Genomic DNA, 12,517 nt, shown 5'->3' with positions numbered 1-12,517 from the left:
CCCCTGAACTGCGGTGGTGCTCCTGGTGGCAGAACCTGCCCGGGAGCGCCACCGCTCACCACGTCCGTTTCATCTTCAGCCGACTCGAGGACCGAAGTCATGACCGAGCTTCGTCGCACCACGTTGGAACACCTACCGGCGACCGTCGCGAGGCCCGAGTACGACGCGGACGAACTGCACTGCGGTGTGGTTCATTTCGGTGTCGGTGCGTTTCACCGCGCACATCAGGCGGTCTACTTCGACCGATTGCTCGCGGCCGGGCACCTGGACTGGGCGCTGTGCGGGGTAGGAGTACTGCCCCAGGACAAGAGAATCGGAGAGGTCCTCGACGCCCAGGACTACCTCTACACACTCGTGACCGTCGACCCCGACGGCATACGTGACGCCCGAATCGTCGGCTCCGTCGCCGATTTCGTCTTCGCACCCGACGATCCTCAGTCCGTCATCGATGTGCTCAGTTCACCGTCCACGATGATCGTGTCCCTGACCATCACCGAAGGCGGTTACGGCGTCGACGATCTGACGGGCGCGTTCGAGCCCACCGACCCGTCGGTGCTGGCGGATCTCGAGGATCTCTCCATACCGAAGAGCGTCTTCGGTTTTCTGACCGTGGCTCTTGCCACCCGTCGATTCCATGGAGTCCCGCCGTTCACCGTGATGTCGTGCGACAACATCGTCCACAACGGCGCGGTCACCCGCACCGCGCTGACGTCCTTCGCGCGCCACCACGACAGCGACTTGGCCGACTGGATCGATGCCACGACCGCGTTCCCCAATTCGATGGTCGACCGCATCACCCCGGCCACGACGCCCACCGTCGTCGACGACCTGCGACGTGATTTCGGCATCGACGACCGCTGGCCCGTTCAGTCGGAATCGTTCTCGCAGTGGGTACTCGAAGACACCTTCTCGTTCGGGCGGCCACCGTTCGACGAAGTAGGAGTGCAACTCGTCTCCGATGTCGCACCGTACGAGCACATGAAACTTCGGCTGCTCAATGGATCCCACCAGGCCATGAGCTACCTCGGCATCCTCGCCGGATACACCCACGTTCACGAGGTGATGGCGGATCCGGACATGCGTGAATTCGTCGCATCGTACATGCGTGCGGAGGCTGCCCCGACGCTCGCGCCGGTGCCGGGGATCGACCTGGATGCCTACATCGAGCAACTGCTGCAACGATTTTCGAGCCTGGCCGTTCGAGACACCCTCGAACGTCAGATCGTCGACGCCTCCGCGCGGATTCCCAAGTTCGTGCTGCCGGTACTGCGAGATCGGTTGGCGCACGATCGGACCGTCGATCATTGCGCGTTGATACTCGCCGGATGGTGTGGGGTGTACGAGCGTGGGGACGTTCCCATGATCGACGCCGATGCGGAGCGTCTGCAGCGACTGTCGTGGGAAGACCACGACAATCCCGGAGCGTTCCTGACCAATCGCGCAGTGTTCGGGGACCTCTCGGTTAGCCCGCGACTACGAGGTGCGTACCAGCGAGCCAAGCGTTCGCTGCAGGACAACGGTGCGAGGGGCGCGGTACGACGACTGCTCGAACAGTCGTCGGTGAGTCACACCTTGTAGTAGACCATCTGGTGACTGGTTGCCAGCAAAATCCCGCCCTCGGTCCACAATTCGGCAGTCTGGTCGAAGTAGCCCTGGTGAAATCGGCGTGCCCGCGCGGTGCCGAGGACGTATCCGTCGGAATGCTGCTCGAGATCCTCGGGCGTAGCGAAGTAATGGGTAGTCAACGAGATCGTCCCCGCCGGAACATACTTGCCGAGCCGCTGGAAGATCCGCGGATAGAACACATCGCTCAGCGAGGTCAGGGCCGCGAAGTCCATCGGCCGCGGTGGTGTATCGCGGATCCACAGAGTTTCGGTCGAGTCAGCGGACTCCTGATCGCTCAGTGCGCCGTGCACGAAACGCATCTCGTAGTTCTGTGCCCACGCGATGGCGTCGGGAAGACCGCCCTGCTTCGTGTCGGCGGGGGAAGGAACGTCAGGGACCGTCGCCTCGATGTTGTCCCAGGTCTCGCGACGCGAACCGAACACCGCGGTCGCGGTCGTCGCCACCGCACCGTTCTGAGTCAGTTCGAGATACCAGTGCTGGTTGCTTCGGTTGGTCCGCACCGGGCGAGCCGAGATCTCGAAATCACCCTCGGCGACAGGACCGGCGAAGTTCACCGTCAACGAGACCGGTGTTCCCTGGCAGTCGGGATGGAGCTCGATGGCCCGGACGAACGAGGCAGCAGTGATTCCGCCGAACGGGCCGACCATGTTGTTGTACGACGGCGACGTACGTCCGGCGTACGTGCCCTCGCCGACACTCTCGAGTGCGACTGCTGCGTCGAACGGGTGCATTGACTCTCCTACGGCCTCGGACGGTGTGTCATCCGATCGTAGTGTCGCCGAGAATCAGTCCAGGTCCTGGCCACGCTTCTCCGGCATCCACACCATCGTCAAGAACGAGATCACAGCTGCTGCAGCGAGATAGTAGAAGAACCAGTCGGCGTGGCCTGCGTCGGACAAGGCATTGACCAGTAGGGGAGCGGTGCCACCGAACAACGCAACCGTGAGGTTGTACCAGGCCCCGATACCTACACCTCGAAGCTCTGCCGGGAAGGCTTCGGCCAGAACGGCAGGAATGATGGCCGAGCACATCGCGAACAGCAGCAGGCCGACGCAGAAGACGATCAGCAGTTTGACGAACGACGGCCCGATCAGCTTGGAGAGCGGGATGATCAGAATCGCGAACAGTGCAGCGTAGGTGAGCAATTGCGGCTTGCGGCCGATGCGGTCCGCGAGAGCGCCCATGGGGTACTGCAACGCGACGAACATCGCTGTCGCAATCGACAAGGCCACGAACACGTCGTTGGCCTCCGCTCCGCGTTGCTTGACGGCGTAGGGCGTCATCGCGGAGAAGAACGTGTAGTAGGCGAGAGTGGCGAGGAGAACGAATCCCACGACTTGCAGGACGGCACGAGGATGGTGCTTCATGGTCACCCACAACGGGTTTCGCACGGCCTTCGCCTTCACTGCGTTGCGTTCCTGGTTGTCGGCTTCGGCCATGCCGCGTCGCATCCAGAGTCCCACTACTCCGAGCAGCCCGCCGATGACGAACGGTACGCGCCAGCCCCACGAGCTCAGTTGGTCGTCGTCGAGCACGAAGGTCAGATACGCGCCAAGTAGTGAGGCAAGGAGAATGGCCGTGCCGGTGGAGATGTAATAGAAGGACGAGTATCGCCCCCGCCGATTGTTCGGGGCGATCTCGGCGAGGTAGGCCGACGCATTGGAGACTTCACCGCCCATCGACATGCCCTGGACGATCCGGGCCAGCAACAGCAGAATCGGAGCGATCCACCCTGCTACGGAAAACGTGGGGAGGACCGCGATCGCGAACGACCCACCCGACATCATCGCGATCGTCAGGATCATTGCCTGACGTCGCCCTCTCAGATCGGAAAAACGTCCGATCAGCAAGCCCCCGAGCGGCCTGAAGAAGAACGCCACCGAGTACGTCGCCAAGGTGCTCAACAGAGCCACAGCCGGGTTGTCACCGGAGAAGATCTGGGTCGCGAAGTAGATCGAGAATGTCGCATAGACCGTCCAGTCGTACCACTCGACGGCATTGCCGATACTGACTGCGAGTAGTTGCTTCTTGGGCATCACGTGCCGAGTGGACGTCGATTCGGACTTCACTGACATGGCGATCTCCTTGTCGGGGGCGTGCGTCGAAAAGCCTATGCCTCCACAGCTCCCGGGGTGCGGAACCACTGAGCCCGATTCGCTCAGGGAATGATTCGTTGCTGCCGAAGATCTGTGACGATGCCGGCGAACATCGCCTCGGTGTCGACGAAACGATGAAAACCCATGCGGCGGGCCTTGGAGCCGTCGGATATGACGTCGTAGTCCCACGAGAACACGAAGTCACCGAATGCCCAGGACGACACATCGCGGTAAGGAGTGGGCTTCAGCTCGTGTTCGGACACAATCGAATTCCACAGTGGCTCTTTGTCGGCCATGACGTCGGCCAGCGACATCGGCAGTGGGGTGGCGGTGTCCAACCCGAAGATGTCCGCGATGCGCGGCCACATGTCGTTCCAGCGGAACAGGTCTCCGTTGGTGATGTTGAACGCCTGATTCGCACACGCGGGAGTGGTTGCGGCCCAGACGGTCGCTTCGGCGAGCAACGATGCGTCGGTCATTTCCAGCAGAGATTCGAAAGCACCGGGCTTGCCCGGGAATCGCATGGGTACGCCCAGCTTCTTGCACATGGTGGCGTAGACAGCGATGACGGTGGCCAGATTCATCGGATTTCCCAGCGCTACACCGCACACCACCGATGGCCGGATAGCCGACCAGGACCACCTCTTTCCGACCTGACGGCTTTCGAGGAACTGTTGTTGGTCGACGTTGAACTCGGGCGGCATGTGCGGTGGGTCGCTTTCGCGCGCAGGGGTTTTGAACGGTCCGAGATGCGCCCCGTAGACCTTGTAACCCTGCATCAGGCTGACGTGTTCCAGGTTCGGAGAACTGTCCTCGATCACGGTGACCACGTTGACGAGCATCGCCAGATTGGGAGGCACCAGCTCGGCCCACGTCGGGCGTTCCTGATATGCGGCGTAGAAGATGTGCGTGACGTCCGTCAGGTGCGAGAGTCGGCGTCGGGTCTCGTCGCCGTCGAGCAGGTCCACCGCAATGTGCTGGACGCGTTCGCTGTCGATACCGCCGCGGCGGGACAGGCCGATGATTTTCCAATCCCCGGTCCGCTGCAGGTGTTCGACCAAATTTCCGCCGATCACGCCGTTGGCCCCCACGACTACTGCTGTCTTCATCGGCTTCTCCTTATCTGAATATCGCGATATTGCGATGTCCGAGTAAGTAGACCACAGATCGCGATATTGCGATATTGGGGTACGCTTCGAGGGTGGCTGACGAACTGAATCCTGCGGAGCTGGCGGCAGTGTTCGGTGCTCTCAGCAACCCGGCGCGATTGGCGATCATGCAATGGCTCAAGGACCCGAGTGACTTTCCGCCGCAGCTCGAACCGGCCGAACAGGTAGGGGTGTGCCTCAAACACATTCAATCCAGAGCGGGCGTCTCGCAGTCGACTGCCTCGCAATACATGGCGGTGCTACAACGCGCCCACCTGGTGACCAGCACCAAAATTGGGCCGTGGGTGCACTACAAACGCAACGCCAAGTACCTCGACCGATTGGCCGAAACGATCAAGACCGATCTGTGACGCCTCCACTGCGTCGGCGCGACTTCTGTATGTGGCCCGACAGCAGGTTGATGATGCCGGACAGTGCGATCATGCGCCGACTCTGACGGGACAGTCATGTCGAAATGAGGGCTGCGAAACCGGCAAATACGCAGAGGAAGATAGACACGAAGATCAACGCGCTCCACTTCGCCGCGGTAGCCACCACGAACATGCCACCGCCGATAAAAAAGGGACCAGCTCTGGAACGGGTGGTCGCTGAGGAGGATCGACAGTCACAGCTTTTTGCCTCTCGCGAGATCCACCGCGCGAGTGAGCAATGCTGCCTCGAATACCAGACCGTGCGCAGCTGCCGCCGCTGCGGAACGCTCACTCAGTACGACGGGGTCGGTCGCCCGGGCGATCGCCGCGAGGTCGATGCGTTGCAAGAGCTTCTTCGTCACGGGCCGCTTGCTGTCCCAGAATGCCAGAGCAGCAATGAGATCGGTGGCTTCGGGCCCGGTCAGTAACGCGTGGGCGACGGAGCAGGCTGCGGGGTCCTCGAAAGGGAGCAGATAGGTGGCATCGTCGAACACCGCTGGTTTGCCGTCGTAGGGACCGACCATCCTGAATTGTGGAATCTTGTGGAACCCGGAAATCGCAATCTTGTACGGCGCGAACGTGTACGGGCCTACACCGAAGATGCAGAACCGGGTTCTATTGCGATAGATCGACGACTTCCGGCCGTCGAGCGCCGCGGTGTTGGCGTTGAGGTATGCCCACAACTTCGGTGCGGTGTGCGCCAACTGCTCGGTGTCGTCACCGGTATGCGACTGCGGCACGATCATCCACCTGGACACCGAGTCCAGCTTGTCGCGGTAGACATCGGTGCACTTGAAGAGTGGGAACAGGTAGTCGGCTTCGATGTCCACGCCGGTTCCCAGTTTGGTTCGCGGGCCGCCATTCTCGGCCAACTCCATCACCGCGGTGGCGTCGTGCTTGATGCCTTGCCGCCACACCAGAGGGCTGGCACCGTCGAAGTGCTTGCTGCGCTGGTACGCATCGACGTTCGCGACGAGTTGGCCGTCGACGACTCCGATTCTGTTGTCCGGCTGCGACGCATCGATGCTCGGAAATGTCTCTGCGGTGTAGTCGGTCTGGCCCGGCCCGAGTTCGACAAGGAACCAGCAGGCATCGACCCCTGCGTCGAACCACTTTTTGGCATCGACCATTCGTAGGCTCGAACCGGTCACCGGAAGCTGATGCCGAGCACAGTGCAGCAGAACGTTTCGAGCTACCTGGGTCTTGCAGATCATCGCGATGGTTGCGGGTCGATCTGCGAATTCGGTGAGCAACTTGATCCAAATGAACTCTGCGATATCGAAGTTGGAGCTGCCGGTGATGGCGTCGATGCCGCGAGCGTTCTTCGTGTTCGTGCGTGCGGGTCGATTGGCGGAATCGAGCACCGACAGTTGCGAGTTGGTGACCCACGGTGGGTTGCCGATCACGAGGGTCGCGCCGGGCCCCGAACTCCACTCGATATCTCGGGCCAGATCGAAGTCGAAGATCGACGCTGTGATGATCCTGCCGAATTGTGCTGCTGACGAGGCATACTCGGGCTGCACCTCGATCCCGACGCGCTCTGTTTCAGGATGAGTCCGGGCCATCACCGACAGGAAGTTCCCGACACCGCAGGTGGGTTCCAGGACGCGGGTCCATTCGCGACGAGGCAGGGCGTTGACCAACGCGCACGCCAACTCGATCGGAGTCTGAAAGTCTCCGAACTCGTTGTTGGGCATCGGTGCCTCCGGCAGTGGTGCGGATAGGTGCCGTCTGTGGCACAGGAGCATAGCCTGCGGAGCGACCCAGAGGCTCAGCACCACACCACTGCCGCAGGCGCTAATGTTGACTGGGATGAAGCTTTCGCGCGCTGCCCTACTGCTGTCCAGTCTCGTCTTCATCGGTGTTCTCGTCTGGGTCGCCGTCACCGCGGGCGACGAGATACCCGCTCATTACGACGGATCCGGTCAGGTGGATCGGATGGACTCGAAGCTGTCTTTCCTCCTCACGATGGGCGGCACCGGATTTCTGCTGATCGGGCTGTTCGCGAGCGTTCGATGGTGGTTCCCGAAATTGCCGGCTCAGTACGTGAATCTCCCGACTCGACGCATGCACGACTACTGGACCGCAGCCGAGAACCGACCTGCATTGAATCGAAAAGTTCCCGAGGACCTCGACTGGATCGGTGTTTCAACCAATTTGCTGTTGGCCTGGTTCGGCGGCGTTGCGGGTACGACGGCGGATGACGGGGCCAACGTGTGGGTTCTTGCGGTCCCGACGGGGCTCTACATGTTGGCCGTTCTGGGTTACACGGTATTTATCGTCAGAGGCGGCCGGTACCGCGTTCCGAACGACTGACTCAGGGGAGCGGCTGCACAATGGCCAGCTTCGAGCCTGACTGTAAAAGGTAGCTGCCATCGGCGGAGTCGACCTGCATCTCGACACTGTTCGAGCGTGCCGATCGTACGGTTTAGCGGGTCATACCAAACTATATACAAATAAGGTTTGGTATGGTCACATAATGGCAGACGGTGAGGCCGGTGCATCCTGGCCTGCGGTGGAGTTCGAGAGCCGGCCGTGGCGTGTCGCCGATTCGTACACGTCGCGCGCCCAGAGGCGGCTGCATCAGGGTGACTATCGAGCAGCTGTACCGCCGCGTATTGCAGAGGTAGAGCTGAACCTGCCTGCGCAGCTGATCGCGGAGTCGGAGGACGCCCTCCGTGAGATCGTTCGATTCGACCACTATGCCTCTGAGCGGCTCGGTTCGTCAGTGGAACTTGCACCCATGAGTTCGATTCTGTTGCGGACGGAAAGCTCGGCGTCCTCGCAGATCGAGAATCTGACCGTGGGAGCCAGGGCACTTGCACTCGCCGAATTGGGTGCGCCCACAACGCGGAACGCCTCGATCGTGTCGGCAAACGTCCGTGCGATGGAAGCAGCACTCGAGGTCGGATCATCGATCGGAGAAGCAAGCGTGCTTCAGATGCACCGATCGCTGATGGAGTCCAACGGCGATCCGTTCCCGGGGCAATGGCGAACTCAGCAAGTCTGGATCGGGGGATCGGACATAGGCCCGCACCGTGCCGCTTTCGTTCCACCGCACCACGACCGGCTTCCGGGTGCACTTGCCGACCTGTTCGAGTTCGCAGCTCGTTCGGACTTGCCCGTCATCCCGCATATCGCCGTCACGCATGCGCAATTCGAAACGCTTCACCCGTTCACGGACGGAAACGGGCGAACGGGCCGAGCCATAGTCCACGCGATGCTGCGGAGGGCAGAAGTGACGGAGCGAGTGACGGTTCCATTGTCTGCTGGGCTCCTCACGGACACCGCAGGCTACTTCCGAAGTCTGGATGCCTACCGCGCCGGGGATGTCGAGGCGATCGTGCGAAGCCTCACCGCTGCCACGTTCCACGCCGTCGAAGGTGGGCGGCGATTGGTAGACGAGCTGTCCGACGTCAGAACCGAGTACACCGATCGCGTCGTCGCACGCAGCGACTCGGTTGTGTGGAAACTACTCGACGCGCTGGTGGCGCAACCGGTCGTCGACAACGCCTACGTACGAAACACTTTCGCCGTCAGCGAGATTGCGGCTCAGCGGGCAATCGACAAGCTGACCGAGGTGGGAATTTTGCACCAGACGTCGAAGGGGCGACGAAACAGGGTGTGGCAGGCCGAGGAGATACTTGCCGCTCTCGACGATTTCGCGGACGGCATCCGGCGGGTCCGATAACACGCACTCGGTCGATGCTCAGTGCACACCGAGACCGTCGAGGAGGAGTTCAGCGACGAAGTTCGCGTTGTCCTGCGGGCTGTTCTGTCTTCGTGTGAAGCATCGCATCAGCAGCGTATTGGTGATGCCTGCTGCGAGATCGACTGGGCTCGAGCTCTTTCGGAACACCCCGCTGTCCTGGCCCCGCGCGATGACCGGCCCGATGATTGCCGGCAGGTTGAGTTTCTCCTTGATCGAGATCAACCCCTCCGGCTCGCCGTACGTGTCGTGTGCGACGGCGACGAGGAGCGCGTCCATGAATTCGACTTCGTCGGCGGCGAGCTGCGCGCACCGCAGCATGTGATTTCGTAGAATCGTGAGTTCATCGAGGCCCAGCAACTGGTCGTCGGCTACCGACTCGCGAAGATGATCGACCCGATTCTGCAGGGCTGCAACGATGACGGACGGCTTGGTCGGAAACAGTGTCTTGCAGGCCGTCCTCGGCACTCCTGCGATGTCGGCGACGTCGTCCATTCGCGTCATGAAGTAGCCACGCTTTCCGAACTCGTCGCGCGCAGCTGTGACGATCGCAGCGCGAGGATCGCGAGGAAGCAGGCGTTCCTCGACCGGTGAATCGACTTCTCCCACATCATCGAGGTGCTGATGACGTCCGGACGTGTCGACGACGGCCCCGAGAAAGGCAAGCACCGCGTCGGACATCACCTCGGCCGATACGGACGCGGCGTCCGCCTGACTGCGGAGGCGAAATCCATCGATGATTGCGTTGACCGTCACTGCGAACGTTCGGGCTGTGAAGGGACGGCGAAAGGCCCCGCCGTCGGGGTCGAACAGTGCCTCGAACGCGCCCAGTACGGCTTCGTCTCGGACGCGGTACTCACTCAACAGGGTCGGGGACGACGGTCCGCCGAAAACGTGGTCCAGAAGAGACTCGGTGATGCTTTGCCGGTCGACGATTGCCGGGAAGTACTGCGCAACGAGCGCCGTCACCGTCGAGCGAATCGATGCACCGCCGTTCGTCACCTGGCTGCGAACTGTTTCGTGGACGTCGGTGGGCAGCGAGGTCCGGGCCAGCTGCTCGACCACCTTGTCGAGAAAGTCGGCCTTGGTGCTGAACTTGCGGAAGAACGTCGCTGTCGACGAGTCGGATGCGTGGACGACGTCCTCGATGCGCATACCGCGGTCGAGAATTCGTCGAGGATCCGCGACCAACAATGTGACGGCCGCCTCGACGAAATGGGTGGCAGTCGCGTCGAGCTCGTTCATGGGGACGGACTTTACCGAGGTGAGACCGACCGTGACGGTGCCGGTGACAGTACTCACTCTCGGGTGAGAGCGACCTCGGTCATCATCCGGAGTGACCCAACGGAAAGAGTGCGGTGTGATGTGCTGTGTTCGCGCCGCCGGGACAGCGGTGGTGCCCGATATCAAGGATTTTCATGACAATTCTCGACATCCGCATCCACGAAGGCTCCGATCCGCGGCTCAGCGCTCGTGAAATCGAAGTGCTCACCACGTGGCTGGTGTCCGACTCCAAGTCGGAGGCGTCGCGGGCGCTCTATCTGTCGATGGGAACTGTGAACACCCACTTGTCCCGGATCCGAGCCAAGTACTCCGCGGTGGGGCGCACGGCACCCACCAAAGCGGCATTGTTGGCGAGGGCTCTGCAGGACGGCTTCATCGATATCGACGATCTGTGAGGTTCACTCAACCTCGACGCGCCTCGACTTCATTTTCTTCACCACGAACCACGCGATCAGCGCCACAACGATGCCGATGACGATGTACTGGAACACCGAGGCGTAGTTCTCCACGTAATGCCAATTCTCGCCGAGGAAGTAACCGGCCAGCACGAATATGGAGTTCCAGATCAGGCTGCCGAGCGTGGTGTACAACGTGAATTGCAGTACCGGCATCCGTGACACACCGGCCGGAATCGAGATGCCCGAGCGAACCACCGGGATCATGCGGCCGAAGAACACCGCCGACCGACCGTGTCTGGTGAACCAGTCCTCGGCCTTCGTCAGATCCTCGGTTCCGTCGAACGGCATCTTCTCGACAATGGCGTACATCCGGTCACGTCCGAGTTTGATGCCCAGCCAGTAGAGAACCAGAGCGCCGAGCACCGATCCGGCCGTCGTCCAGAACAATGCACCGAAGAGCGTCATCCCGCCCTGAGATGCGGTGAAGCCGGCCAACGGCAGGATGATCTCGCTGGGTAGCGGCGGGAAGAAGTTCTCGGCAGCGACGGCAATACCGGCACCGGGACCGCCGATCGCCTCCATCAAACTCACCGCCCACCCGGCGATTCCGCCGAGTTCAGTGCTGGTCGCGCCAAGGGTGGAGAGCTCACTCATGACTACGACTGTACGAAACGTCTCGACCGAAAATCTGCTCACCAGGAGAAATGCCAAGAAATTGAGACATATGGAACACTCGCGAGGGTGAAACGAGCCCTCCAGGTACTGCCCGTTGTTGCCGCCGCCACACTCCTGCTGGGTGCCTGCGGGTCCTCCGATCCGGAGCCGACCCCCGCTTCCGCTCCCACTGAATCGTCAGCTCCGGCGTCGTCCGCTCCGTCGTCTGTATCGGCTTCGTCCGGCCCATCGAACGCCGGCGTCTACAACCTGCCGGGCACAGGAGTCTTCCCCGAAGGCATCACCGCCGCCGACGACACGTTCTACGTCACCTCCACTTCCGACGGTGCCGTGTTCCGCGGAACCGTCGGATCGCCGGACGTGTCGGTGTTTCTGCCCGGAGGCGCGGATGGACGCACGGGTGCTGCCGGACTCGACGTGCTCGATGACGACGATCGGCCCGACTACTTGGTGATCGCCGGAGGAGCGACAGGCAAGGTGTGGGTGTACGACGCCAACTCCGGTGATTTGGTAGCCACGTTCACCAACGGTCTCGGCACCGACGCGACGTTCCTCAACGACGTTGCGATTGCCGACAACGGCGATACCTTTGTGACGGATTCACGCAGCCCGGCGCTGTACCGCATTCCGTTCGACCAAATCGTGGCTGGGACGCAGGACGCTCCGATGGAGACGTTCGTGAACTTCGACGGCAGCCCGTTCGTCTACGGGGAGGGCTTCAATGCCAACGGCATCGTCGAGAACGACGACGAATCGGCGCTGATCGTTGTGCAGTCCAGCACCGGAAATCTGTACCGGATCGACAAGACCTCGAAAGAGGTCACCCAGGTCGACCTCGGTGGGGCGACGCTCATGAACGGCGATGGCATGGAGATGGACGACGACACGTTGTATGTCGTCCGCAATCGCGACGGTCTGATCTCGAAGGTCGACCTCAACGATGATGGCCGGCGCGGATCGGTCACCGGCGAAATCACGGACCCATCGTTTGCCTACCCCACAACCGTTGCAGCAGTGGATGATCGACTACTGGTGGTCAACAGTCAGTTCGACAAGCGTGGGGGAGAACCCGTCGAGCCGTTCACCGTCAGCTCTGTTCCCGAGTAGAGCGGCTTCGCCGCATGTGCGCGGAAACTCGTAGCAGAGACCG

The 12,517-nt window shown here is 61.6% G+C and carries 12 protein-coding genes; 6 read left to right on the top strand and 6 right to left on the bottom strand.

The window, feature by feature from the left end:
- Nucleotides 1–99: 99 nt before the first annotated feature.
- Nucleotides 100–1,578, top strand: a complete 1,479-nt coding sequence (locus RFA01S_RS21250) for a mannitol dehydrogenase family protein (protein ID WP_052060611.1) — start codon at nt 100–102, stop codon at nt 1,576–1,578.
- On the opposite strand, the gene RFA01S_RS21245 is transcribed toward RFA01S_RS21250, so the two are convergent.
- From RFA01S_RS21245 to RFA01S_RS21235, 3 genes are all read right to left on the bottom strand, one after another.
- Complete coding sequence (locus tag RFA01S_RS21245) at nt 1,566–2,357, bottom strand: acyl-CoA thioesterase (protein WP_032375211.1); 792 nt, start codon at nt 2,355–2,357, stop codon at nt 1,566–1,568. The genes RFA01S_RS21250 and RFA01S_RS21245 overlap by 13 nt on opposite strands.
- Nucleotides 2,358–2,411: 54 nt before the next feature.
- On the bottom strand, nt 2,412–3,701 hold the full coding sequence (locus tag RFA01S_RS21240; protein WP_032406898.1) for an MFS transporter: 1,290 nt from the start codon (nt 3,699–3,701) through the stop codon (nt 2,412–2,414).
- 83 nt (nt 3,702–3,784) lie between these two features.
- Nucleotides 3,785–4,831: an SDR family oxidoreductase gene (locus RFA01S_RS21235; protein ID WP_032406897.1), complete on the bottom strand. Its 1,047-nt coding sequence runs from the start codon at nt 4,829–4,831 to the stop codon at nt 3,785–3,787.
- Nucleotides 4,832–4,998: 167 nt separating this feature from the next.
- Between RFA01S_RS21235 and RFA01S_RS21230 the strand changes: the two genes are divergently transcribed.
- Complete coding sequence (locus tag RFA01S_RS21230; protein WP_241258210.1) at nt 4,999–5,241, top strand: ArsR/SmtB family transcription factor; 243 nt, start codon at nt 4,999–5,001, stop codon at nt 5,239–5,241.
- 254 nt (nt 5,242–5,495) lie between these two features.
- On the opposite strand, the gene RFA01S_RS21225 is transcribed toward RFA01S_RS21230, so the two are convergent.
- On the bottom strand, nt 5,496–6,998 hold the full coding sequence (locus RFA01S_RS21225; protein WP_032406896.1) for a class I SAM-dependent methyltransferase: 1,503 nt from the start codon (nt 6,996–6,998) through the stop codon (nt 5,496–5,498).
- Between the two features lie 115 nt (nt 6,999–7,113).
- Between RFA01S_RS21225 and RFA01S_RS21220 the strand changes: the two genes are divergently transcribed.
- Complete coding sequence (locus tag RFA01S_RS21220; protein WP_052060609.1) at nt 7,114–7,617, top strand: hypothetical protein; 504 nt, start codon at nt 7,114–7,116, stop codon at nt 7,615–7,617.
- Nucleotides 7,618–7,780: 163 nt separating this feature from the next.
- Nucleotides 7,781–8,992 (top strand): Fic family protein, encoded by a 1,212-nt coding sequence (locus RFA01S_RS21215; protein WP_032406894.1) that lies wholly within the window; start codon nt 7,781–7,783, stop codon nt 8,990–8,992.
- 18 nt (nt 8,993–9,010) lie between these two features.
- Here the strand turns inward: RFA01S_RS21215 and RFA01S_RS21210 are convergent, their stop codons facing one another.
- The gene (locus RFA01S_RS21210) at nt 9,011–10,255 is read right to left on the bottom strand and encodes a TetR/AcrR family transcriptional regulator (protein WP_032406980.1); all 1,245 of its coding nucleotides are present in this window, start codon (nt 10,253–10,255) and stop codon (nt 9,011–9,013) included.
- A gap of 173 nt (nt 10,256–10,428) precedes the next feature.
- On the opposite strand from RFA01S_RS21210, the gene RFA01S_RS21205 reads away from it, so the two are divergent.
- Nucleotides 10,429–10,689: a LuxR C-terminal-related transcriptional regulator gene (locus RFA01S_RS21205; protein ID WP_027497717.1), complete on the top strand. Its 261-nt coding sequence runs from the start codon at nt 10,429–10,431 to the stop codon at nt 10,687–10,689.
- Between the two features lie 3 nt (nt 10,690–10,692).
- Here RFA01S_RS21205 and RFA01S_RS21200 read toward each other — a convergent pair whose 3' ends face one another.
- Nucleotides 10,693–11,346, bottom strand: coding sequence for a DedA family protein (locus RFA01S_RS21200; RefSeq protein WP_032406893.1), 654 nt, complete (start codon nt 11,344–11,346; stop codon nt 10,693–10,695).
- Nucleotides 11,347–11,433: 87 nt separating this feature from the next.
- Here RFA01S_RS21200 and RFA01S_RS21195 point away from each other — a divergent pair, with 87 nt between their 5' ends.
- Entirely contained in the window at nt 11,434–12,474 is a 1,041-nt protein-coding gene (locus tag RFA01S_RS21195) for an SMP-30/gluconolactonase/LRE family protein (RefSeq protein WP_032406892.1), read from the top strand.
- The last annotated feature ends 43 nt before the right edge of the window (nt 12,475–12,517 follow it).

This window comes from Rhodococcoides fascians NBRC 12155 = LMG 3623 (assembly GCF_001894785.1).
In the GTDB taxonomy this organism is placed as follows: Bacteria; Actinomycetota; Actinomycetes; order Mycobacteriales; family Mycobacteriaceae; genus Rhodococcoides; species Rhodococcoides fascians.
This window is presented reverse-complemented; position numbering and strand designations above follow the sequence as displayed.